This is a genomic window from Loktanella sp. IMCC34160, from assembly GCF_004145845.1.
Lineage (GTDB): Bacteria > Pseudomonadota > Alphaproteobacteria > Rhodobacterales > Rhodobacteraceae > SELP01.
In genome coordinates, this window is sequence record NZ_SELP01000001.1 from 491,404 (window position 1) to 515,080 (window position 23,677).

The following is a 23,677-nucleotide window of genomic DNA, read 5'->3' on the forward strand; positions in this document are numbered from 1 at the left end:
TTGAAACCCAAAGAAGGACAAGACCAGTGCCCAGCCCCACGACCGAGGAAGAGCTTTCCGGGATCATCGCCGGGGCCGAGGGCCCGTTCCGTATTCTGGGTGGCGGCACCCGGCCCATCGGTCGCCCGGTTCAGGGCACACCCCTGTCGGTGGCGGGCCTGTCGGGGATCACCCTTTATGAACCCGGCGCCCTGACCATGGTGGTCCGCGCGGGCACGCCGCTGGACCAGATCGAAGCCGCGCTTTGGGCCGAGAACCAGCGCCTGCCGTTCGAACCGATGGACCATCGTCCGCTGCTGGGCACCTCTGGCACGCCGACCATCGGCGGGGTGATCGCGGGCAATATCAGCGGGCCGCGCCGGGTGCAGGCAGGGGCGGCGCGGGACTACATGCTGGGCGTCCGCTTTGTGGATGGGGCGGGCCGCATCCTGAAGAACGGCGGCCGGGTGATGAAGAACGTCACTGGCTATGACCTTGTGAAATTGATGACCGGCAGTTGGGGCACCCTTGGCGTGATGACCGAGGTCAGCCTGAAGGTGCTGCCCCGCCCCGGTGCGGCCGCGACCCTGAGCCTGACGGGTCTTGACGATGCCACGGCAGTGCGGGCGATGGCGGCGGCGCTGGGATCGCCCTTTGACGTGTCCGGCGTGGCCCATGACCCGGCGGCGGGCGAAACCCTGATCCGGGTCGAGGGCTTTGCCACATCGGTGGCCTATCGGGCCGGGCGGCTGTCGGAGCTGCTGGCGCCCTTCGGTGCGGCCAATGTCAGTGACGATGTCGAAGGCGTCCGTGCCCGCTGGCGCGAGATCCGCGACGTGCAGACCATGGCCGGTCAGCCCGGCGATGTCTGGCGGCTGTCGGTCAAACCCTCGGACGCGCCGGGGATCGTCGCCCGGGCCGGGGCGGAACAGGTGCTTTATGACTGGGGCGGCGGGCTGGTCTGGCTGCGGCTGGCCGAGGGCACCGACCTGCGGGCGCGTCTTGGCGCATTCGGGGGGCACGCAACCCTGATCCGCGCCAGCGCCGAGACCCGCGCCGCCATCGCCCCCTTCCACCCCGACCCCGCGCCCGTCGCCGCCCTGTCCGAAGGGCTGCGCAAGAGGTTCGACCCCAAAGAAGTTCTAAATCCGAGACTGATGCTATGACACCTTACGACTATCTGGCTGATCGAATATCCCGGTCCGAGGCATCGGCAATTGACAGATTCTGGGAACAGTTTGAAGCTAGTGCGGCGACGCTCGATGCTGTGTTTCGGGGGCAGTCGGGCCAAGATCTGGAGGTGGTGAGCAATACCATGTCAGCGCTTGGCTATGTGCATTCTGATCTGATGTGGGAATTCGGTTCGGCCCCGGATGGGCACCGTCTGTCGATTACGGCGGAGTTTAATGACGCGATGCTTGTACCGGCGAGGGCCATTGTCCGCCGGGCTCCAGACATTTCTGGCTGGACCTTCATGGATGCCCGGCCCGAGCAAGTGTCATTGGAACACTTTAAGAGAAATTTCGAAGCCCGTTTCGGTTCCATGCCCTTGATCTCTGAGGCAGTGTTCAGCCCAGGGAAGGACGGGCGGATTGGCATCGAGGTTTCCGGTGATGGGCCAGATGATGTGCTGAAAACGCACGCTGCGGCATTGGTCAGCGACCTCATGGGGGAATGGGCCGAGCGGCAGTGGCTGGGTCCGGTCCATGTGAGGCCAAGAAAGAAGGGTCTGCTGGCGCGTTTCAAAGCCGCACCTGCGCTGTTGCCCGATGAGTTTCGGGACAGATTCCGTGGCGCGGTGAGATTGTCGCAAGAGCAAGCGCCTTCGAAACCATATTCAGCGGGAAGAACGGACGGCGACGAACAGCACCTTTGGAGGGCAGATGGTATGCCCCCCAGCCATCCGCGAAGCGACCTGCTGACGATGACGGCATGCGATGCCCGGCTGGTCGAAGCGATCCTATCCGATGGACCATTTGCATCGGCGACACATTCGCGGTTTTGTGAATGGTTCTGTCTGCTCCGGATCGCGCGCGACGACCAAGATCCTTCTTTGTTCCTACAACAGCGTCGTGAGTTGGAAGAACAGCTGCAGCACGTGTTGGAAACTGCAGGGGTCGGTGGTGTGGCCTGTACGGGCCAAGGTGAATTCTTCTCTTATCTGGACCTGGCATTGACAGATATCGAGTTGGGACTGGCTTTGATTGAGCAATCCGTTGAAAAGATGAGGCTTTTACCGCGTTCTGACCTGCGGTTTCTGGATCTTGGTTTGCGAGAACGGAGGGTCGGGTTCTCGAGCACTGGCTCGACAAGGACGCACTAGGGGGCCGCGCGATGCAGACCACATTCACCGAAGACCAGTTGAAAGACCCCGGGACGGCGCGGGCCAACCAGATTTTGCGGGCCTGCGTTCATTGCGGGTTCTGCACGGCGACCTGTCCGACCTATCAAGTTCTGGGCGACGAATTGGACAGCCCGCGCGGCCGGATCTACCTGATCAAGGACATGCTGGAAAACGAACGGGTTCCCGACGCGAAGACCGTCAGGCATATCGACCGCTGCCTGTCCTGCCTGGCCTGCATGACCACCTGCCCGTCGGGGGTGCACTACATGCATCTCGTGGACCATGCCCGCGCCTATATTGAACAGCGCTACAAGCGGCCTTTGGGCGACCGGGCGCTGCGCTGGCTTCTGGCGCGTATCCTGCCCTATCCCGGGCGGTTCCGGCTGGCCCTTCTCGGGGCGAAGTTGGGCCGGCCCTTTGCCCGGTTCCTGCCCGATCCCCGGCTGCGGGCGATGATTTCCATGGCGCCGAAACAGATCCCCCCGGTCAGCCGCAACGACGACCCGCAAAGTTTCGCGCCAAAGGGCCCGCGCCGGATGCGGGTCGCGCTGATGACGGGCTGTGCCCAGAAGGCGCTGAACACCGATATCAACGATGCCACCATCCGCCTGCTGACCCGGCTGGGCTGCGAGGTGGTGGTGGCCAAGGGCGCGGGCTGTTGTGGGGCGCTGACGCACCACATGGGCAAGGAGGGCGAAAGCCACGCCACGGCGGCCAAAAACATCCGCGCCTGGGCGGCCGAGATGGACGGTGCCGGGCTGGATGCGATTGTCATCAACACCAGCGGCTGCGGCACCACGGTCAAGGACTATGGCCATATGTTCCGCAATGACCCGCTGGCGGGTGATGCCGCGCGGGTGTCGGCCATCGCCATGGACTTGTCCGAGATCCTGCAAAAGATCGACATCCCCGAGGGGGCGGACAAGGGGCTGAAGGTCGCCTATCACGCCGCCTGTTCGCTGCAGCACGGGCAAAAGATCAAGGACGCGCCCAAGGCGCTGTTGCGCAAGGCGGGGTTCACGGTGCTGGAACCGGCGGACCCGCATCTATGCTGCGGATCGGCGGGCACCTACAACCTGATGCAGCCCGAGATTTCGGGGCAGTTGAAGGCGCGCAAGGTCAGGACGCTCGAGGCGCTGACCCCCGATATCATCTCGGCCGGGAATATCGGCTGCATGATGCAGATCGGGTCAGGGACAGAGGTGCCGATCGTGCATACGGTGGAGCTTCTGGACTGGGCGACGGGCGGGCCGCAGCCGCCCGCGCTGACCGCGCCGGGCAAACGCGCCCCCGAGGTGCCGATCCTGCGCTGAACCAGCTTGGCTGTGCCAGCGTCATGCCCTAATCTTGCCGCAGGCCCGCGCTAGACGGGCGGCGAGAGGTGCAGGATGCGGTTAATTTTCCTTGGTTTGGCCCTGTGGATCGGGGCGGCGCTGGGCGCGGTCGCGCAGGACGGCGCGTTGCAATCGCTGGACACCGGGCAGGATGGCCGCGGCTGGGAGGCCGTGGGCCGGATCGACATCGACGGTAAAGGGTTCTGCACCGGCGCGCTGATCCGCGAAAACATCGTGCTGACGGCGGCGCATTGCGTCTATGACCCGGCGGGCCGGGTGATCGCGGCAGAGCGGTTCCATTTCCTCGCCGGGTTCCGGCGCGGCCGGGCCGAGGCCTACCGCGAGGTGCGGCGGGTGCTGCCACATCCGGACTATATCCACGACGACCGGCGCGGCAGCGACCCGCGGCTGATCGCCCAGGATCTGGCGCTTCTGGAACTGGCGCAGCCGGTCCGCGTGTCGCGGATCATCCCCTTCCCGGTGGCCCCGCAGCCGCGCGGCGGGGAAACCGTTGGGGTTGTGTCCTATGCCGAAAACCGGTCCGAGGCGCCGTCGCTGCAAAACATCTGCACGGTGCTGGGGCAGCAGCAGGGGGTGATGGTTTTCAGCTGCGACGTGGACCCGGGCGCGTCCGGCTCGCCCGTGTTCCGGATCCAGGACGGGGTAGCGCAGGTGGTGTCGGTGGTGTCGGCCATGGCGATGCTGGACGACCGGAAGGTGGCGCTTGGGGTCCAATTGGACGCGCCCTTGCAAGACCTTCTGCTCTTGTTGCAGGAAAGCCCCGGCGGGGCGGGGCAACGGATCCTCGTGCCCGGACAGCGCAACGACACCGGCGCCCGCTTCATCAGCCCCTGAGGGCCGGTGGGTTGAAACCCACCTTACGGTTCAGGGGCTCTGCCCCTCTGGCCCGTTCCGGGCCATTCACCCCGGGATATTTTTGACCCAAAGAAGGGGGGCTGGACTCAGCGTCCATTTTTCTTTTGGTTCAAAATATCCTCGGGGGGCCATGAGTTTTCAGGTGGGGGGCGAAGTGCCCCCGGGGTAAGGTGGGTTTCAACCCACCATGCGCCCTTGCCCCGGGGTCGCCCTTGCGGGCGCCGGGGTACAGGGCCAGGGGCCGTTTTCCGCGAGAATGGGAAAAAGGATTGCCGTGGGGGTGTCCGCCCCCAGGTCCGTTTCCGCGCTCTTGTCCCGCCCCCCGAGGGGGCCGGCAACCAGTCTTCGGATATCCTTGGCGCACCCCTTGTCAGAGGCGCGGGTCAACCGGGGACAGGTCTAGCGGCAAAGGGTTAGGGCGTGGTTGGTCCATCGTGACGGTAGGGGTCTTGAAACGTCTCGGACTGCTTCCCAGATCAAGGGGGCAGGGCGCCACATCCGGGCCTTGCACCCTCATCGCCTGTCCCTGTGGGAAGGCACCAAACCTTGTTATCGCTCAATGGAGGATGACCCATGCGTACCTTTGATCTTGCCCCCCTTTACCGTGCCACCGTTGGTTTCGACCAGATCGCCGACCTGATGGACCGCGTTCTGACCAACGACGCCGGCACCCAAAGCTACCCGCCCTACAACATCGAAAAGACCGCCGATGACAGCTGGCGCATCTCTGTCGCCGTCGCCGGGTTTTCGGATGCGGACCTGTCGGTCGAGGTGCGGGAAAACGCCCTGCTAATTTCCGCCCGCAAGGCGGAGGATGAGGCCGACGAGGGCCGCACCTTCCTGCATCGCGGCATCGCCACCCGCGCCTTCGAACGCCGCTTCCACCTTGCCGACCATGTGCGCGTGACCGGCGCCAGCCACGACAACGGCATGTTGCATGTGGACCTTGTCCGCGAAGTGCCCGAGGCGCTGAAACCCCGCCGCATCGCCATTGCCCGGACCCCGGCGATCGAAAAGGACGTGGTCGACGCCAAGGCGGTGAACTGATCCCAATTTCTCCGGTCCCTCCCAGATGACCGGACGACGGGGGCCTTCGGGCCCCCGTTTTCTTTGCGGCATGTCGCAAACAGGGATTTCTTCCCGCTTCAGCCACCCCTAGGCTGGGTCCCGCAAGACCACGAGTAATGGGGACCGCCATGACCGCTATTCGCACCGATTTTCCGCACCGCGTTGTCGAAACCCCCGACATGGCCATTCCCATGCCCGACGGCACCACCCTGTCGGCGCGTGTCTGGATGCCAGAGGACGCGGGCCGAAACCCGGTTCCCGCGATCCTTGAATATATCCCTTACCGCAAGCGGGACGGCACCCTGCCGCGGGACGAGATGATGCATCCGTGGTGGGCCGGGCACGGCTATGCCACCGTCCGGGTGGACATGCGCGGCAATGGTGACAGCGACGGTCTGATGCATGACGAATACACCGAGACCGAGTTGCAGGATGCCTGCGATGTGATCGCATGGCTGGCCGCGCAGGACTGGTGCAGCGGCGCGGTGGGGATGATGGGCAAGAGCTGGGGCGGCTTCAACTGCCTGCAGACCGCCTTCCTGCAGCCGCCCGCGCTGAAGGCTGTCATCTCGGTCTGTTCGACCGTGGACCGCTATGCCGACGATGTGCATTTCAAGGGCGGCTGCCTGCTGGGCGAAAATATCGGCTGGGGCGCGGTGATGCTGTCCTATTCGTCGCGCCCGCCGGACCCGGCGCTGCGGCAGGGGTGGCGGCAGACGTGGCTGGACCGGCTGGAGGCGAACCCGTTTCTGGCCCCGGTCTGGGCCGCGCATCAATCCCGCGACGCCTATTGGCAGCACGGGTCGGTCTGCGAGGATTACAGCCGGATCACCGCCAAGGTCCTGTCCTTCGGCGGCTGGGCCGACAACTATATGAACACGGTCAGCCATCTGGTGACCAACCTGCCGGGACAGGCCAAGGGGATCGTCGGGCCGTGGGTCCACCAATACCCGCACACCGCCACCCCCGGCCCCCGGATCGGCTTCCTGCAGGAGGCGCTGCGGTTCTGGGACCGCTGGTTGAAGGGCATCGAAAACGGGGCCGAGGATGACCCGGCCTATCGCGCCTATATGCTGGACAGCGAACCGCCGGACTCGTCGACGCCTGCGCGCAAGGGCACTTGGTTGGCCGAGGCCGACTGGCCCACGCCGCGCACCGACGACCGGGTGCTGCACCTGACCGGCGCGGGCCTGACCGGGGATGCGGGGCCACTGTCAGCCGTGGTTCACACGCCGCAGCATCACGGGCTGTATTCGGGTGAGTTTTTCCCGATGGGCCTGAACGCGGAAATGCCCGCCGATCAGGCCCCCGAGGATGCGATGGCCACCTGTTTCGACACCGCCCCCTTGGATGCGCCGCTGGCCCTTCTGGGGGCGCCGCGCCTTCGGCTGCGCCTGTCATCGGACGCGCCGCGCGCCAATCTTGTCGCCCGGTTGTGCGACGTGGCGCCGGATGGATCTTCGGTCCGCATCTGCCACGGGATGCTGAACCTGACCCACCGGGACAGCCGCGCGCACCCGACCGACCTGACGCCGGGGGTAGAAGTCGATGTCGACCTTGTGCTTGACCAATGCGGCTATCGGCTGGCCGCGGGGCATCGGCTGCGGATCGCCCTGTCGACCACCTATTGGCCCTTCATCTGGCCCGCCGCCCATGATGCGGCGCTGACCCTGTCGGCGGGCAGCCTGACCCTGCCGGTCCATCCCGGCGCGGCGGCGGATGAATGCCATTTCGAACCGCCGGAAACCGCGAAGCCCTGGGCGCATCGGACAGTCTCGGACGGTCATGCCACCCGCCGCATCGAAGAGGATATGCTGACCGGCACCCGCACCCTGATTGTCGAGGATTTCAGCAGCGATGTGGAAAACCTCGACCATGGGCTGGTGACCGGCCACGACCTGACCGAACGTTGGACCATCCACCCCGACGATCCCCTGTCGGCCCGCTCCGATATCCGCTGGGAACAGCGGCTATCGCGCGGCGACTGGTCGGTGCGGACGGTGGCGGAAACCCAGATGTGGGCGGATGCGGCGGTGCTGCATATGACCGCCACGCTGACCGCCTGGGAGGGCGAGGAGATCGTGTTCCACCGCGACTATACCCATGCCGTGCCGCGCAATCATTTGTGAGGCGAAAGGAGTCTGCAAAGATGATTGGCTTCGTAGCTCCGGCCAATCGCAAGATTGGCCACGCGCCGACCGCCCCCATGGGCGGCGCGTTCCGCGCCACCCGCGGTCGGCTGGTGCAGGATTAGTGATTGAGTAGGTCTAGACATGCCCAAACTGCTTTTGATCATCCTTGACGGCGTCCCCTACCGCAACTGGCGGCGCCTGTTCGGCAATCTGGAAGGCTGGGTCCAGTCGGGCGAGGCGCGGGTCTGGAAAATGCGGTCGGTGCTGCCCTCGACCTCGGCCTCCTGCTATGCCTCGATCCACACCGGGGTGCCGCCGCAGGTGCATCACATCTGGGACAATGCCGATATCCGGCGGCTGGACCTGCCGGATGTGTTTTCCGAGGCCACCAGGGCCGGTTTGAAGACCGGGGCCGTCACCCATTCCTACTGGTCCGAGTTCTTCAACCGCGCCCCCTTCGACGTGGTGCGGGATATCGAATACGACGAACCCGAGGGGCCGATCACCCATGGCCGGTTTCACACCATGCATGGCTATGGGCATGACAACCAGATGACCCCGGCGGATTACGATCTGTTCGGCACGCTGACCCGTCTGGCCGAGGGGAAGGGGATCGACTACGGCATTCTTCACACCTGCACTCTGGACAGCATGGGGCACCGGTTTGGCCATGACTGCAAGGAAATGGACACGGCCTGTTTCAAGCTGGACGGGGTCCTGGCGCCCTTCATCCACCGCTGGCGACAGGCGGGATACGAGGTGATCGTGACCGCAGACCATGGCCAGTCGGACCGGGGCCACCACGGCGGGCGGGGCGAGGACCAGCAGGATGTGGCGCTTTACTACTTTGGGGCGGGCGAAGGGCCGGCGCCGGACGTGGTGATCGACGAATTGCAGCTGGCCCCCGCGATCCTGACCCGGCTGGGCGTCACGGTGCCCGAGACGATGATGGCGGGATCGTTCCTGACCTAGTTCGCATGTTGGCGCGGGAGCACGGCCGAAGGCCGCCCGCGCATCGGCTGCCCGTCACGGCGGGCTGGCGATCTGGCAAAGGTTCCGCCCAAGCCGGACGTCATTCGGATGTGGCGCGATAAAGTGCGTGGCCAAACGGGCCGTTCGCCACCCCACGGGCAGGCAATGCGCGGGCTACTGCCGGGCGGGCGGTTCCACCTCGGCCCATGTGCCGGGCCGCAGCCCTTCGACGGTGTAGGCCCCGACCGACCAGCGCACCAGCCGCAGAACGGGCAGGCCCACATGGGCGCACATGCGCCGGACCTGCCGGTTGCGGCCTTCGGTGATGGTGATCCGCAGCCACGCATCCGGCACCGATTTGCGGAACCGAACCGGCGGGTCGCGGTCCCAGAGCCAGCCGGGTTCCTCGACCTGATCCACCTTCGCGGGGCGGGTCATCCCGTCTTTCAACTCGACCCCGTTGCGCAGGGCGTCGAGGGCCGCCGCATCCGGCGTGCCTTCGACCATGACGAAATAGGTCTTGGGCATCTTGTCCTTCGGGTCGGTGATCCGCGCCTGAAGGATGCCGTCATTGGTCAGCAGCAGCAGCCCCTCGCTGTCGCGGTCCAGACGGCCCGCCGGATACATCCCCGGCAGGTCGAGCCAGCGGCCAAGCCCGGGCCAGTTGCCGTCGTCGGTGAATTGCGACAGCACGTTCATCGGCTTGTTGAAAGCGATCAGCCGGGTCGGACCCTTGGGACCACGGGGGCGGGGGCGCGGGCGGCTCATTTAGCCCCGGCCAATCGCCAGATTGGCCACGCGCCGACCGCCCCCGTCGTGCGAGTAGCACGCCAAAGGCGTGACGGCGGCGCGTTCCGCGCCACCCGCGGTCGGCTTGGCGTAGAGTAGGACGGTCGAGACCCGTTTCCACACGAACTGCGAAGGCGGTTTGGCAATTGTATCGTCCTTTGCCATCCCTAATGCGCCTCGGCCCAGTTTGCCCCCTGTCCGGCGTCCGCCTTCAGGGTCACGGCCAGTTTCACCGCCGGTTCGGCGGCCCCTTCCATGACCTCGCGGGCGCGATCGATCAGGGCGTCGGTCGCGTCTTCCTCGACCTCGAACAACAATTCGTCGTGCACCTGTAACAGCATCTTCGCAGGCAGCCCGGCAATTGCCCCATCCATCCGCACCATGGCCCGCCGGATCACATCCGCCGCAGTCCCCTGAATCGGCGCGTTGATCGCCGCGCGTTTGGCAAAGCCCGCGCCGGGGCCTTTGGCGTTGATCTCGGGCGTGTGGATCTTGCGGCCGAATAGGGTCTGGACGTAGCCGTGTTCCTTCGCAAAGGCCACGGTGTCATCCATATAGGCGCGGATGCCCGGGAAGCGTTCGAAATAGCGGTCGATGAAGCCCTGCGCCTCGTCGCGCGGGATGCGCAGGTTGCGGGCAAGGCCAAAGCCGGAGATTCCGTAGATGACGCCAAAGTTGATCGCCTTGGCCTGCCGCCGAATGTCCGGGGTCATCTCCTCCAGCGGGACGTTGAACATCTCAGACGCGGTCGCGGCGTGAATGTCCTGCCCCTCGGCAAAGGCTTGTTTCAGAGCGTCGATCCCGGCCACATGGGCAAGGATGCGCAATTCGATCTGGCTATAGTCAAGGCTGACCAGAACCTTGCCCGGCTCGGCAACAAAGGCCTCGCGGATGCGGCGGCCTTCCTCGGTCCGGACCGGGATGTTTTGCAGGTTCGGATCGGTCGAGGCCAGCCGCCCGGTGTTCGCCCCGGCGATGGAATAGGAGGTATGAACCCGCCCCGTATCGGGGTTGATGTGGTCCTGAAGCGCGTCGGTATAGGTCGATTTCAGCTTGGCCAATTGCCGCCAGTCCAGAATGCGGCGCGGCAGGTCGTGGATGGTGGCAAGGTCTTCCAGCACATCCGCGCCGGTGGAATAGGCCCCTGTCTTGCCGCGCGCGGGCTTCTTTCCGTCGGGCATTTCAAGGTTCAATTCGTCGAACAGAATCTCGCCCAGCTGTTTGGGAGAGCCCACGTTGAACGGGCGGCCGGCAAGGGCGTGGATATCGGCCTCCAGCCCGGCCATCTTCTGGGCAAAGGCGTTCGACATGCGCGACAGGGTATCCCGGTCCACCTTGATCCCCGCCATTTCCATCCGGGCCAGCACCGGGACCAGCGGGCGTTCCAGCGTCTCGTAGACCGTCGTCACCTGCTTTAGGTGCAATTGCGGTTTCAGATGTTCCCACAGGCGCAGGGTGATGTCGGCATCCTCGGCCGCATATTTCACCGCATCCGCGACCGGCACCCGGTCAAAGGTGATCGCCGATTTGCCGGTGCCCAAAAGCGATTTGATCTCGATCGGGGCATGGCCAAGGTATTGTTCGGACAAAAGGTCCATTCCGTGCCCGTGCAGCCCCGCGTTCATCGCGTAGGACATCAGCATCGTGTCGTCGATGGGGGCGACGGTGACGCCGTAGCGGGCGAAAATCTTGGCGTCGTATTTCATGTTCTGCCCGATCTTGAGGATCGATGCGTCCTCAAGCACCGGTCGCAGCAGATCCAGCGCCTCGGTCACGCCCATCTGGCCGGGGGCGAGGTCGTCCGAGCCGAACAGGTCGTCGGCGGCACTGGATTTATGGATCAGCGGGATATAGCAGGCCTGCCCTGGATCGACGCAAAGCGAGATGCCCACAAGGTCCACCCGCATTTCATCAAGCCCGGTGGTTTCGGTGTCGACCGCCACATATCCACGGGCGCGAATCCGGTCGATCCAGCGTTGCAGGGCGGCGGCATCGCTGACGCATTCATAGCTGTCGACGTCGAAGGGCACCTGTTCCGGGGCGTCCGGCTCCACCGGGTCGGCCCCTTCCGGGGTCTTGTCGGTGATGACGGGCGGTTCCACGCCCAGCTTGTCCGCGACCCGCTTGGTCACCGTGCGGAATTCCATTTCGGCCAGGAAACCCAGAAGGATATCCGGCACCGGGTCGCGCACCTCCAGATCGTCGAGCGTGAAATCAAGCGGCGTGTTGCAATCCAGTGAAACCAGCTGCTTGGACAGTTCGATCTGGGCGCGGTTGTCGATCAGGGTCTGGCGGCGTTTCGGCTGTTTGATTTCCTCGGCGCGGTCCAGCAGGCTTTCCAGATCGCCGAATTCGTTGATCAGAAGGGCGGCAGTCTTGATCCCGATGCCGGGCGCGCCGGGGACGTTGTCCACGCTGTCGCCGGCCAGCGCCTGCACATCGACCACACGCTCTGGTCCGACGCCGAACTTTTCGACCACGCCGTCGCTGTCGATCCGCTTGTTCTTCATCGGGTCGAGCATTTCGACGCCGCCGCCGACAAGCTGCATCAGGTCCTTGTCGGACGACACGATGGTGACGCGGCCCCCGGCATCGCGGGCCTGACAGGCCAGCGTGGCGATGATGTCGTCGGCCTCATAGCCTTCGATCTCTTCGCAGGCGATGTTGAAGGCGCGGGTCGCCTCGCGGGTCAGGGGGAATTGCGGGATCAGGTCTTCGGGCGCGGGCGGGCGGTTTGCCTTGTATTGGTCATACATGTCGTTGCGGAACGACTTGCCCGAATAGTCGAAGATCACGGCGACATGGGTGGCCGCGTCCGGCCCGGTGTTCCCGTCCACATAGCGTTGCAGCATGTTGACGAACCCCGATACCGCGCCCACCGGCAGGCCGTCGGATTTGCGGGTCAGGGGGGGCAGCGCATGGTAGGCCCGAAAGATAAAGGCGGACCCGTCGATCAGGTGAAGGTGATGCCCCTTGCCGAATGCCATTGCCTGTCTCCCCCGCGCGTTTTCTGGTCCTGACTATGTGGCACGAAGCGGGGCGGGGATAAAGTGGGGGCGGTCGCCCTTTCAGGCCGGGTCGCTTGCGGCCTGGCATGCGCCCGCCATGGGGTGGGCGGCCGCATGCCTGCGGTGTTTGCAGGCCCCAGCCTCAGCCCCGCACCCGGCTGTTGTCCGGGTCATAGGGGCAGGGCGGGATCACGCGGGCGGGGAAATGGGTGCCCAGCATGTCAATGGCTACTTCCGTCCCGACCTCTGCCCGGTCGGGGTCCAGATAGGCCAGCGCAAGGTTCAGGTTGGTACGGTATCCCCACTCGCCCGAGGTGACGGTGCCGACGACCCGCCCATCGGCCATGACCGATGATCCGGGCCGCGCCGACCGGTCGTCGCAGTCGACCGCAAGCGTCACCAGCCGCTTGCGCGGCCCCGTGGCGGTGCGGGCCAAGAGCGCCTCGCGCCCGACAAAGCCGGGCTTGTCCAGCGTCACGAACCGGCCCAGCCCGGCCTCGAACGGGTCAAATTCGGTCAGGATGTCGGATTTCCAGTGCAGGTATCCCTTTTCCAGCCGCATCGCATCTACCGCGCGGCTGCCGAACAGGCGCAGCCCGTGGGCATCCCCCGCGCGGAGCAGCGCAAGATAGGCCGCGTAAAGCTGGGCGTTGGGCACGTGGATTTCATAGGCCAGTTCGCCCGAATAGCTGACCGCCATGACCACGGCCGGGGCGATGCCGACGAAACATTCGCGCACCGACAGCCACGGGAACGCGGCCGCCGACCAATCGCTACGCGACGCGGCCGACAACACATCGCGCGCCTTTGGCCCGGCCAGCACAAGGATGGTCCAATCGTTGGTCAGTGACCGGATCGTGACATCCTCGCCCGCGTGCAGATGCGCCCGCAGCCAGTCCATATCGTGATACTCCGCCGCCGCCGCCGACCCGAACCAGATCCGGTCCGGCCCCCGGTCTGAGGCGGGCAGGTTGGCGATGGTCGCCTCGGATTTCAGCATCCCGTGGTGGTTCAGCAGATAGGCAAGGCCGACCCGCCCCGGCTTACGCGGCAGACGCCCGCAGATCATCCGGTCAAGGAAGCCTTGTGCGTCCGCACCGGTGATTTCGTAGCGGTTGAACCCGTTCACCTCGGTCAGGCCGACATTGGTCTGCACGGCCTCCACCTCGGCCCCGACGACCGCGTGCACCTCGTTGAAGCGGAACCCCAGCGTTTCCGCGAAATCCGGTGCGGGTTTGATGTAATCGACCCGTTCCCAGCCGTTGACCACGCCAAACTCCGCCCCCTCGGCGGCAAGGATCGGGGTCAGGGGGGTGGTCTTCATCGGCCGCCCGGCGGGCCGGTGTTCGTGCGGATAGTGAAAGCGGAATTCGTTCTGGTAATCCTCGATCGCCTTCAGGGCGGTCAGTTCGACATTGGCGTGTCCGGTGAACCGGCGCGGGTCCAGCACCCAGGTGTCATAGCAGGCCTCGCCATGGACGATCTGCTGCGCCAGAAGCCAGCCGTGACCGCCGCCTTCTCCCAGACCAGCCCGCAGGCCGATGATGCAAAAGGCGTTGCGTTTACCGGGAATTGGCCCGACCAGCGGCGCGCCGTCGATCGTATAGGTGATCGGCCCGTTGACGACGGTGTGGATGCCGACCTCGGTCAGGGCGGGCATCCGGGCAAAGGCCCCTTCCAGCACATCCGTCACCCGGTCCAGATCGTCGGGGCAGAGCGCATTGACGAAATTCGGGTCGATCCCGTCCATCCCCCATGTCTTGCAGCCCTGTTCGTAGAACCCGACAAGCAGGCCGTTCTTTTCCTGTCGGCAGTAATAGTCGCTGATCGGGCAGCGGATCAGCGGCATCCGGTGGCCCGCGTCGCGGATCGCGGGGATTTCCTCGGTCAGGAAATACTGGTGCTCCATCGACATGACGGGGTGGTGGACGCCCATCATCGCGCCGACCTCGTTCACCCGGTAGCCGCAGGCGTTGACGACGATATCGGCGTGGATCGTGCCCTTGGGTGTCTCCACCTCCCATGTGTCATCGGACAATTGGCGCAGGGCGGTGACGGGGGTCTGGCGGTGCACCTCGGCCCCGGCGGTGCGGGCGCGGCGGGCCAGCGCCTGACACAGCTGCGCCGGGTCGATATCCCCGTCCAGCGGGTCCCACAGCCCGCCAATCAGGTTGTCAGTGGAAATCAGCGGGTGACGGCGGGCGCATTCCGCCGCGTCGATCACCTCGAAATTCACGCCCATGCCGCGGGCCATCGACGCAAAATGCCGGTAGCCGTCCATCTGCGCCTCGGTATTGGCCAGCCGGATGCCGCCGTCGCCGTGGTGGTAATTGATCGGATAGTCGGGGTCTTCGGACAGTTCCTTATACAGCGCGATGGAATGGCTTTTCAGCCCGACCATCGTCTGGTTCATGCCGAAATTCGTCACCTGCGCCGCTGAATGCCAAGTGGTGCCAGAGGTCAGTTCGTCCCTTTCAAGCAGCATGACATCGGTCCAGCCCTCCTGCGTCAGGTGATAGAGCGTGGAACAGCCCGCGATCCCGCCGCCGATCACCACAACCTTTGTCCGTGTCTTCATCGCCTGTCCCCTTTGGCCCGTCGCGCCCATGTCCGCCGCTTTGCCCCCGTCGATCAAGGGGAGGGGCACAGTTTCGAAATATTCGAATGTGGAATGCGAAAGACATGCAGGCGCGACAGTTTCGTTGATCCCCTGCGGGAACTGGCTTTTGCTGTCCCGTGACGGGCAGGAGGAATGCGGGATGGACAGGCCGCGCAGGCGCAGTGGCGGACGACAGGACCGGTTGGCCCTGCGGGCGGCAGGCCCGGACAACCCCTGCCCACCGGGGCAGCGGGGCGGGCAGTATCGGCCCCTGTCCGATGCCGATTTGCGGGCGATCTATGACACCGCCCTGCGGCTTTTGGCGGAACTGGGCCTGGGCGAGGTGCCCGCCCGCCTGCGCGCCGACCTTCTGGCGGCGGGCGCGGTCGCGGACGGGCGGGGCCGGGTGCTGTTCCCCCGCGCGCTGGTCGAGGACGCCATCGCGGCGGCCGCGCGGGTCTTCACCCTGCACGGACGGGACGAGGCCCGGTCGATCACGGTGGGCGGCGAGGCGGTTCATTTCGGAACCGGCGGCGCGGCGGTGCAGACGCTGGACCTTGAGACCGGGCTTTACCGCCCCTCGACCCTTGCGGACCTGCATGATTTTACCCGGCTTCAGGACCGGCTGGAAAATGTCAGCTGGTTCACCCGTTGCTGCGTCGCCACCGACCTTCCGGATGTGTTCGACCTCGATGTGAACACGGCCTATGCGCTGGTCCGCAACACCACGAAACCGGTCGCGACCTCCTTCACCCTTGCGGACCACGTTGCGCCCATCGTTTCGCTGCTGGATATCGTGGCGGGGGGCGACCGCGCGTTTTCGAAACGCCCCTTCCTCAAGGCGCATATCAGTCCGGTCATCTCGCCCATGCGGTTTGGCGAGGACGCGGTGGATGTGGTCTATGAATGCATCCGGCACAACATCCCCATGTCCTGCATCACCGCCGCGCAATCCGGGGCGACCGCGCCCGCGACCCTTGCCGGGTTTCTGGCGCAATCGCTGGCGGAAACGCTGGCCAGCCTAGTGATGGTCCATGCGATCCGGCCGGGGTTTCCGATGGTGTTTTCCAACTGGCCGCTGGTGATCGACCTGCGCACCGGGGCCTTCGCGGGCGGCGGCGGAGAGATCGCGGTGATGAACGCTGCCTCGGCCCAGTTGTCTAACTGGCTGGGGCTGCCGTCGGGGGTGGCCTCGTCAATGACCGATGCCAAGGCGATCGACGCGCAATACGGGGCCGAAAAGGGGCTGACCGCGCTGGCCGCCGGTCTGGCCGGGGGCAACCTGATCTATGAAAGCTCGGGCATGACCGCCTCGCTTCTGGGGGCGAGTTTCGAGGCTTTCGTTCTGGACAACGAGATGATCGGACACATCTACCGGACGCTGCGCGGGATCGAGGTGAGCGAGGAGACGCTGGGTTTTGAGGCGATCTGCGACAGCGTGCTGGGCGAGGGGCATTTCCTTGGCCACGCCCAGACCCGCGCGGCGATGGAGCGGGACTATTACTATCCCCCGTTGGCCGACCGCGACCCGCCGGTGACATGGGCCGAAAAGGGCGCGCCGGACATCTGGGACAGGGCACGGGAAACTGCGCGGGACATTCTGGACACGCACCGCCCCGACTACCTGAGCACCGAACAGGATCGGGCGATCCGGGCGGCGTTTCCGATCAGGCCCGTTCCCTCCGGTCCCTAGGCCGGATCATTCACGCAGACGTCGTAGGCGCCGATGATTTCGCTGGCCAGCAGGTCGGCGTCCTCGTCCTGCATGGCATATCCGATGACAGAGACCCGGATGATCTTGCGCCCGGCCCATTCCCCATGTGTCGGATAGACCTTGCCGCGGTCCTGGACACGATGCAGCACGCGCATGGTCAGATCGTCGCCGTCCGGGCCGTCCCCACAGGCAATCGCGACCTGATTGGAATGAATCTCGTTCAGAACCGAAATGCCCGGATGCGCCGAGACCTTGGCGGCGATGCGCGCGGCCAGCCTGCAATGCCGGGCGACAAGTTCGCGGACGCCGGCCCGCCCCAGATGCCTGAGAATGGCATAGCTTGGAATGCCACGCGCCCGGCGTGACAGTTCGGGTGTGGAATCGGAGGGTTCCCAATGGGCCGTGGTATCCGGAAGATAGGCCCCGCGCGCAGACATGGAGGCCACCAGCGGCGCGCGATCGCGCACGATCACCATGCCCGCGTCAAACGGCGCATTCAGCCATTTGTGAAGATCGACGGCCCAACTGTCTGCGTCGCCGACATGGGCGAGCCGGTCGCGCAGGTCCGGCACAGCGGCGAGCCAAAGCCCAAATGCCCCGTCCACGTGAACCCAGCCCTTCTTTTCCCTGACAAGGGGTATCAGCTCTGCAAACGGATCGAAGGCGCCGGTGTTGATCTGCCCGGCCTGAAGAACGACGAGGGGCGGGGCATCGCAGTCCGCCAGCGCCTTTTCAAGCGCGGCGGGCTTGATCCTGCCTTCCGCGTCGGTCGCGACCCTTTTTGCGCGGGCCGCCCCAAGGCCCGCATAGCGAAGGGCGGCGAAGGGTGCGGAATGCGCGTCGGCCCCGATAAGGATCGGAAACTCGGGCGCGCCGAACAGCCCGTCAGCCTCCACATCCCAGCCACGGGCGGCAAGCAGCGCATGCCGCGCCGACATGATGCCGACCATATTGGCCACTGTTCCCCCGGTGACCAGCCCCGCGCCACTTTCGGGAGGCAGAGACAGCAGGTCGATCACCCAGTCGCAGACGGCGCGTTCCATTCCGGTGACAGCGGGCGTTTCGAACGACGATCCGGCGTTCTGACCCCAGGCCGAAACGAGAAAGTCAGCCGCGACCCCGACAGGATGCGATCCGCCGAGCACATAGCCATAGAACGACGGCCGCGCCATGCTGTGGATCGCGCCTTCGGCGTCGCGAATGATATGTGCGATCACCTCGTCTTCGGGGCTGCCGGTCTCGGGCATCCCGGTCAGGAATTTCGCCACCGCGCTGTCCAGATCGACGGTCGGTCGCGCGGGTGCATCGGGTAGGTCTTCGCGGTAACGTTGGGCCGCAGCAGCGGCATCGGTCAGCGCCTGGGCTTGCGCGTCGGTAAGGCCGCGTCCCCTGTTGTTCCGGTCTGCCATTGGGTGCCTCGTCCTTTAAGGGGTGGCGCCAGTATGCCGGATTTTCAAAAGAATTGCGCCTGCAATATTTTGGCATCCGCTTCGCGCATGCGACGGGCGAGGCCGGGATTTCTGCCGCATTCGAAATCTAGGTCGAGCCTGCGTTCGTCTCGCTTGCCAGCATTTCGAACCGTCCGGCCAGCCATGGGTAGCGCGTGATGGTCTGGTCGATGATCTGCCGCTGCACTGCCCCGCGCAGCCCGGTTTCGATCAGGGCGCGGATCGGGGCGGGCAGGTCTTCGCGGCAGATCAGGGCGATGGTCCGGGAAAATGCCCGTCCCGGCACGGGCGCGGCGCATAGCTCGCCGTGATAGCGCTGGGCGCGGGCGAAGGTCAGCGCGGTGGTGATGGTCCACCCCCGCCCGGCCGCGACCATGGCAAGGATGGCGTGGGTGCTTTCGAACTCCATCCGTTGCGGGAACCGCGCGCCCAGCCGCCGCAGCTGCGCCTCGATCCGGCGGCCGATCTGCTGTTTGCGGCTGTAGCGCAGAAGCGGCAGGGCGTCGGCCTGCCCCTGAAGGGCGGTCAGGTCGGGGGCGGGGCCGGGCAGGGACCGGGGCGTGACCAGGATGAAGGGGTCGCGCAGGATCGCGTCTTCGATCAGCCCCGGCGCTTCGCGGTCCATCGCGGCGGCGATGCCCACGTCCACCTGTTCGGTTTCCAGAAGCTCGATCACCTCGTGCGAGGGGCGCGAGAGCATGGAAAAATCGCAGCGCGGCATGGCAGCGGACAGGTGCTGCACCAACGCGGGCGCGACATCGGTGTCGAAGTCTTCCAGATGGGCGATGCGCAACAGGCGCACCACGCTGGCCAGATCGCCGGACCACAGGTCCGACACCCCCATCCGCAACAGCCACATCGCCTCGTCCACCCGCCGCAGCAGGGTTTCACCGGCGGGGGTCAGCCGCATCGGCCGCCTGCCGTGATCCAGAAGCGGGGTGCCAAGCGCGGTTTCAAGGCAGGTCAAGTGGTGCGACGCGGTGCTGATCGACACCCCAAGGCTGTCGGCCCCGTCGCGCAGCGTGCCGCAGCGGGCGACGGCCTGAAAAGCTTCCAGCCATTTGAGGCTGAGCGGGGATCGTTCCATGGCCTGTTCATCCCGGACACCTGACCCGCACAGTTTCGGGTTTTTCGAAACTGCGTCAAGCGCGGCGCGGTCAGCCGTCCAGCCTGGTCAGGGTCCAGCCGTTCGCCTGCAACAGCGACAGAACGCCGGTATCGCCGGGCAGGTGGGCCGCCCCAAAGGCGATGAAGACGGGGCCGTCGGTTGCCGACGCCGCCGTTTCGATCACCGGGATCCAGGCGATGTTTCGGTCGGTCAGCATTGTCTGTTCCATCTCGGCAAAAAGGGCGTCGAATTCTTCGGCGGTCATCGAAGGGACGAACCGTCCGGTGATCTTGGCCAGATACCAGCCCCGGATCGGCTGCCCTTCGAAATAGGCGTCGGTCAGGGCGACCATCATCGCATCCTGAACGTCATTGGGCATCAAGCTGGCCTCCAGCCCGGTGACCTGTTCCTCGAAGGTGCCGGAGGCAAGGAAATCGAGTGTGGTGCGCCAGTCTTCCAGCGATTGCACTTGGGTGCCCGTGTCGGCCACCGCGTTCATCAGCATGGTATCAAGCCCCACGTCCCCGGCGGCCATCGCGGCGGCGGCACAGGGGGCCATCGACAGGTTCAGCGACAGGAACCACGGCTGCATCTTGGCGGCCATGAAGCCGGGAATGCCCCGGGCGATCGCCGCCTGCTCAAGAGCCGCCCAGATGTCCGGCGCCAGCAGGTCGGGCAGGGTCGGGCCTTCGGTGATGGTGAACAAGGGCGGGTTCGACACGATGTGCCGCTGAAGCGCGCGCTGATCTTCCAGCGTCGCTTCGACCAACAGAAGATCCGCCCCGGAAAGGTCGGGAAAGGCCATGCCGAAAACCTTGGGCAGCCGCCGGTCGGGCAGGTGGATGGTGCCAAGGATATGCAGCACCTCCTCGCCCCTGGTCGCCTCCCAATACAGGCCATCGGCGAAAGGGGTCTGCGCGATCAGTTCGGACAGGTCGGTCAGTTCCCCTTGGGTCAGCATCTCGGTGATCGGCGGGCCGTCGCACAGCGCGGCAACCGGGGTGCCGAGGCCGGCAGAAAGGGCGAGGGCGGCAAGGGAACGAAACAGACGCAATGGACAAACCTTTATGCAAGCCGGGGCGTGCGGGAAGGCTAGCGGCGGGCCGGTCCGGTGTCCACCGGATCAGCCCGCCTGACGGGGCTCGCCGCCCGGGCCGCGCACCAGCCGCCAACCCAGCCGCATCAACGCCTGTCCCAGCCGCACCCGCAGGCCGGGGCGCGGGGCAGGGCGGGCATCGCGGGCAAAGCGCGGGTCACTGGCCAGTTCGATCAGAAGCGCCCGATGCTGTGCCATGGGGACATCGGGAATGGGCGCATCGGCGGGGCCATGCGGCGCGGCGTGCAGGTCGGGCCAGAGGTCAAGCCGCTGCGCCTGTCCGCGCCGGACATGGGGGCGGTCCTTGTGCCGTGGATCGGCGGGAAAGGGGGCGGGGACGACACGATGGTCGACCACGAAGATCGGGGAAAACATTGGAATGGTCCTGGAAAAGGGTCTGTTCAAGACGAAGGCGGACAGGCAAGCGGTCCGCCATAGGGCTGCAACCGGCCTAGCAGGCGGTAAAGTTATAACCTCTCGACATTGCAGCCTCCTTTTCCGGCCCGGAGTTCGGGCGGTTTGTGCGGCGGTGATAGCCCGGTCACGCGATTCCGCAAAGCCCCTTTGGAACTCTCCTCTCGATTGCGTGACTTTTTTGCCCCTCCGGTTCTTGACAGAGGCGGGGCCGTCCCATACCTCTCCGCCGTTAGCACTCGACCTGAATGAGTGCTAACGGCCCCGGAGGAGGGGTCTGACAGAGATAATTGACAGTCAAGGAGCTGCAACGATGGCTTTCAAACCGCTGCACGACCGCGTTCTGGTCCGCCGCGTCGAATCCGACGAAAAAACCAAGGGTGGTCTGATCATTCCCGACAGCGCCAAGGAAAAGCCCGCCGAAGGCGAAATCGTGGCCTGTGGCGAAGGGGCCCGCAAGGATTCCGGCGAACTGATCGCGATGGCCGTCAAGGCCGGTGACCGCGTTCTGTTCGGCAAGTGGTCCGGCACCGAAGTCACCGTCGAGGGTGAAGACCTGCTGATCATGAAGGAAAGCGACATTCTCGGCATCATCGCCTGAGATACGCCCCTTCCCTGAAACCAACTTTAGACGAGGAATACAGCAATGGCTGCTAAGGACGTCAAATTCGATACCGATGCCCGCAACCGCATGCTCAAGGGCGTCAACACCCTTGCCAACGCGGTGAAGGTGACCCTGGGCCCGAAAGGCCGCAACGTGGTTCTGGACAAGTCGTTCGGTGCCCCGCGCATCACCAAGGACGGTGTGTCTGTCGCCAAGGAAATCGAACTGGAAGACAAGTTCGAGAACATGGGCGCCCAGATGGTGAAGGAAGTTGCTTCCCGCACCAACGACGAAGCCGGTGACGGCACCACCACCGCCACCGTTCTGGCCCAGGCCATCGTCAAGGAAGGCATGAAGTCGGTTGCCGCTGGCATGAACCCGATGGATCTGAAGCGCGGCATCGACATGGCCACCGTCAAGGTCGTCGAAGCCATCCGCGCCGCCGCCCGCCCGGTCAACGACAGCGCCGAAGTTGCGCAGGTCGGCACCATCTCCGCCAACGGCGAAACCGAAATCGGCCGCCAGATCGCCGAGGCGATGCAGAAGGTCGGCAACGAAGGCGTCATCACGGTTGAAGAGAACAAAGGTCTTGAAACCGAAACCGACGTCGTCGAAGGCATGCAGTTCGACCGCGGCTACCTGTCGCCCTACTTCGTGACCAACACCGACAAGATGATTGCAGAGCTTGAAGACTGCATGATCCTGCTGCACGAGAAGAAACTGTCTTCGCTGCAGCCGATGGTTCCGCTGCTGGAATCGGTGATCCAGTCGCAGAAGCCGCTCCTGATCATCGCCGAAGATGTCGAAGGCGAAGCCCTCGCGACCCTCGTTGTGAACAAGCTGCGTGGCGGTCTGAAGATCGCTGCCGTCAAGGCACCGGGCTTCGGCGATCGCCGCAAGGCCATGCTGCAGGACATCGCGATCCTGACCGGCGGTCAGGTGATCTCGGAAGACCTCGGCATGAAGCTGGAAAGCGTCACCATCGACATGCTTGGCACCGCCAAGAAAGTGTCGATCACCAAGGACGAGACCACCATCGTCGACGGTGCCGGTGAAAAGGCCGAGATCGAAGCCCGCGTGGCCCAGATCCGCAACCAGATCGAAGAAACCTCTTCGGACTACGACCGTGAAAAGCTTCAGGAACGTGTGGCCAAGCTGGCTGGCGGTGTTGCCGTCATCCGCGTCGGCGGCATGACCGAAGTGGAAGTCAAGGAACGCAAGGACCGCGTTGATGACGCTCTGAACGCAACCCGCGCTGCTGTGCAGGAAGGTGTTGTCGTTGGGGGTGGTGTCGCACTGGTTCAGGCTGGCAAGAGCCTTGAAGGCCTCAAGGGCGCCAACAGCGATCAGGACGTCGGCATCAACATCATCCGCAAGGCCATCGAGGCTCCGCTGCGTCAGATCGCAGAGAACTCGGGCGTTGACGGTGCGGTTGTCGCTGGCAAAATCCGCGAGAGCAACGACCCGACCTTCGGGTTCAACGCGCAGACCGAAGAATATGGCGACATGTTCAAGTTCGGCGTGATCGACCCGGCCAAGGTTGTGCGGACCGCGCTTCAGGACGCAGCTTCGGTTGCTGGCCTGCTGATCACCACCGAAGCCATGGTTGCCGACAAGCCGCAGAAAGACGCCCCGGCGGGCGGCATGCCCGACATGGGCGGCATGGGCGGCATGATGTAATCTGCCGATCCAACGGATCATGGGGAAGGGGCTGCCGAAAGGCGGCCCCTTTTCTATTGTGGGATCGGAACTGTCGACAAGGCACGCGGCCGCCCGGGTGGGCGTGGAACACGCCCGCCTTGGGGGCGGGCGGGCGTGTGCCGGGCCGCTGCGCGACCCGGCGAGGCGATCTGCCAACCTCAGTCGAAGATATCTTCGATCCCGTCCCAGATTTCCTCGGCGATCTTGCCCCACAGCCGGAACCCGTTGCGGGACTTTCGTTTCGCCTTGCGGGGGCGGTCCGGCGGGTCATGGGGCATGGACCGGGCCGGATGGGCCGGGGCCGACCGGTGTGCGGGAATCGATTTCCGGGCCGACGAGTCGTCTTTCCGCGGAATGCGCTTCAGGTCGTGCAGGGGCGCACCGCAGCTGGAACAGGCCAGTTCGTGCCGCACCTTGCCGCGCAATTCCAGCACTGCGCGATTTCCGCAGTAGCAACAGGTCGCGATCTTGGTTACCGGCACCGGCGCCTC

19 protein-coding genes are annotated in these 23,677 nt (G+C 65.2%); 10 read left to right on the forward strand and 9 right to left on the reverse strand.

All coding sequences use genetic code 11. The features are described from left to right. The first annotated feature begins 26 nt into the window (after positions 1-26). The 7 genes from EU803_RS02430 (at position 27) to EU803_RS02460 (ending at position 8,705) form a co-directional block, all read left to right on the forward strand. The gene (locus EU803_RS02430; RefSeq protein WP_129679392.1) at positions 27-1,145 is read left to right on the forward strand and encodes an FAD-binding protein; all 1,119 of its coding nucleotides are present in this window, start codon (positions 27-29) and stop codon (positions 1,143-1,145) included. Further along, positions 1,142-2,302, forward strand: coding sequence for a hypothetical protein (locus EU803_RS02435; RefSeq protein WP_129679394.1), 1,161 nt, complete (start codon positions 1,142-1,144; stop codon positions 2,300-2,302). Before EU803_RS02430 ends, EU803_RS02435 begins: the two co-directional genes overlap by 4 nt. Positions 2,303-2,313: 11 nt before the next feature. Continuing rightward, on the forward strand, positions 2,314-3,636 hold the full coding sequence (gene glcF / locus EU803_RS02440; protein WP_129679396.1) for a glycolate oxidase subunit GlcF: 1,323 nt from the start codon (positions 2,314-2,316) through the stop codon (positions 3,634-3,636). 75 nt (positions 3,637-3,711) lie between these two features. Further along, positions 3,712-4,512, forward strand: coding sequence for a trypsin-like serine protease (locus EU803_RS02445; protein ID WP_129679398.1), 801 nt, complete (start codon positions 3,712-3,714; stop codon positions 4,510-4,512). A 594-nt stretch (positions 4,513-5,106) separates the two neighbouring features. Then, positions 5,107-5,580 carry an Hsp20 family protein gene (locus EU803_RS02450; protein ID WP_129679400.1) on the forward strand — a complete coding sequence of 158 codons (474 nt, stop codon included), beginning with the start codon at positions 5,107-5,109 and terminating at the stop codon, positions 5,578-5,580. A 149-nt stretch (positions 5,581-5,729) separates the two neighbouring features. Then, positions 5,730-7,730, forward strand: coding sequence for a CocE/NonD family hydrolase (locus tag EU803_RS02455; protein ID WP_129679402.1), 2,001 nt, complete (start codon positions 5,730-5,732; stop codon positions 7,728-7,730). Between the two features lie 144 nt (positions 7,731-7,874). Then, complete coding sequence (locus tag EU803_RS02460) at positions 7,875-8,705, forward strand: alkaline phosphatase family protein (RefSeq protein ID WP_129679405.1); 831 nt, start codon at positions 7,875-7,877, stop codon at positions 8,703-8,705. A 174-nt stretch (positions 8,706-8,879) separates the two neighbouring features. Here the strand turns inward: EU803_RS02460 and EU803_RS02465 are convergent, their stop codons facing one another. The 4 genes from EU803_RS02465 to EU803_RS02480 all read right to left on the reverse strand — a co-directional run bounded on the left by EU803_RS02465 (position 8,880) and on the right by EU803_RS02480 (position 15,080). Then, positions 8,880-9,473, reverse strand: coding sequence for a pseudouridine synthase (locus EU803_RS02465; protein WP_129679407.1), 594 nt, complete (start codon positions 9,471-9,473; stop codon positions 8,880-8,882). Further along, the gene (locus EU803_RS02470; RefSeq protein WP_129679409.1) at positions 9,474-9,659 is read right to left on the reverse strand and encodes a hypothetical protein; all 186 of its coding nucleotides are present in this window, start codon (positions 9,657-9,659) and stop codon (positions 9,474-9,476) included. Positions 9,660-9,661: 2 nt separating this feature from the next. After that, positions 9,662-12,481, reverse strand: coding sequence for a DNA polymerase I (gene polA, locus EU803_RS02475; protein ID WP_129679411.1), 2,820 nt, complete (start codon positions 12,479-12,481; stop codon positions 9,662-9,664). Positions 12,482-12,644: 163 nt separating this feature from the next. After that, a complete protein-coding gene (locus EU803_RS02480) occupies positions 12,645-15,080 on the reverse strand; it encodes an FAD-dependent oxidoreductase (protein ID WP_129679413.1) in 2,436 nt (811 codons plus the stop codon). A 181-nt stretch (positions 15,081-15,261) separates the two neighbouring features. On the opposite strand from EU803_RS02480, the gene EU803_RS02485 reads away from it, so the two are divergent. Beyond that, on the forward strand, positions 15,262-16,794 hold the full coding sequence (locus EU803_RS02485; RefSeq protein ID WP_129679415.1) for a trimethylamine methyltransferase family protein: 1,533 nt from the start codon (positions 15,262-15,264) through the stop codon (positions 16,792-16,794). On the opposite strand, the gene EU803_RS02490 is transcribed toward EU803_RS02485, so the two are convergent. The 4 genes from EU803_RS02490 to EU803_RS02505 all read right to left on the reverse strand — a co-directional run bounded on the left by EU803_RS02490 (position 16,791) and on the right by EU803_RS02505 (position 20,842). After that, positions 16,791-18,224 carry an aminotransferase class V-fold PLP-dependent enzyme gene (locus EU803_RS02490; protein WP_129679417.1) on the reverse strand — a complete coding sequence of 478 codons (1,434 nt, stop codon included), beginning with the start codon at positions 18,222-18,224 and terminating at the stop codon, positions 16,791-16,793. The genes EU803_RS02485 and EU803_RS02490 overlap by 4 nt on opposite strands. Positions 18,225-18,351: 127 nt before the next feature. Then, a complete protein-coding gene (locus EU803_RS02495) occupies positions 18,352-19,350 on the reverse strand; it encodes a LysR family transcriptional regulator (RefSeq protein ID WP_129679419.1) in 999 nt (332 codons plus the stop codon). Between the two features lie 70 nt (positions 19,351-19,420). Next, on the reverse strand, positions 19,421-20,425 hold the full coding sequence (locus EU803_RS02500; protein ID WP_129679420.1) for a TraB/GumN family protein: 1,005 nt from the start codon (positions 20,423-20,425) through the stop codon (positions 19,421-19,423). 69 nt (positions 20,426-20,494) lie between these two features. After that, positions 20,495-20,842, reverse strand: a complete 348-nt coding sequence (locus EU803_RS02505; protein WP_129679422.1) for a hypothetical protein — start codon at positions 20,840-20,842, stop codon at positions 20,495-20,497. Between the two features lie 352 nt (positions 20,843-21,194). Between EU803_RS02505 and EU803_RS02510 the strand changes: the two genes are divergently transcribed. Next, positions 21,195-21,482: a co-chaperone GroES gene (locus tag EU803_RS02510; RefSeq protein WP_129679424.1), complete on the forward strand. Its 288-nt coding sequence runs from the start codon at positions 21,195-21,197 to the stop codon at positions 21,480-21,482. Between the two features lie 45 nt (positions 21,483-21,527). Further along, positions 21,528-23,165 carry a chaperonin GroEL gene (gene groL / locus EU803_RS02515; protein WP_129679426.1) on the forward strand — a complete coding sequence of 546 codons (1,638 nt, stop codon included), beginning with the start codon at positions 21,528-21,530 and terminating at the stop codon, positions 23,163-23,165. Positions 23,166-23,344: 179 nt separating this feature from the next. On the opposite strand, the gene EU803_RS02520 is transcribed toward groL, so the two are convergent. After that, entirely contained in the window at positions 23,345-23,668 is a 324-nt protein-coding gene (locus EU803_RS02520; protein ID WP_129679428.1) for a hypothetical protein, read from the reverse strand. Between the last annotated feature and the right edge of the window lie 9 nt (positions 23,669-23,677).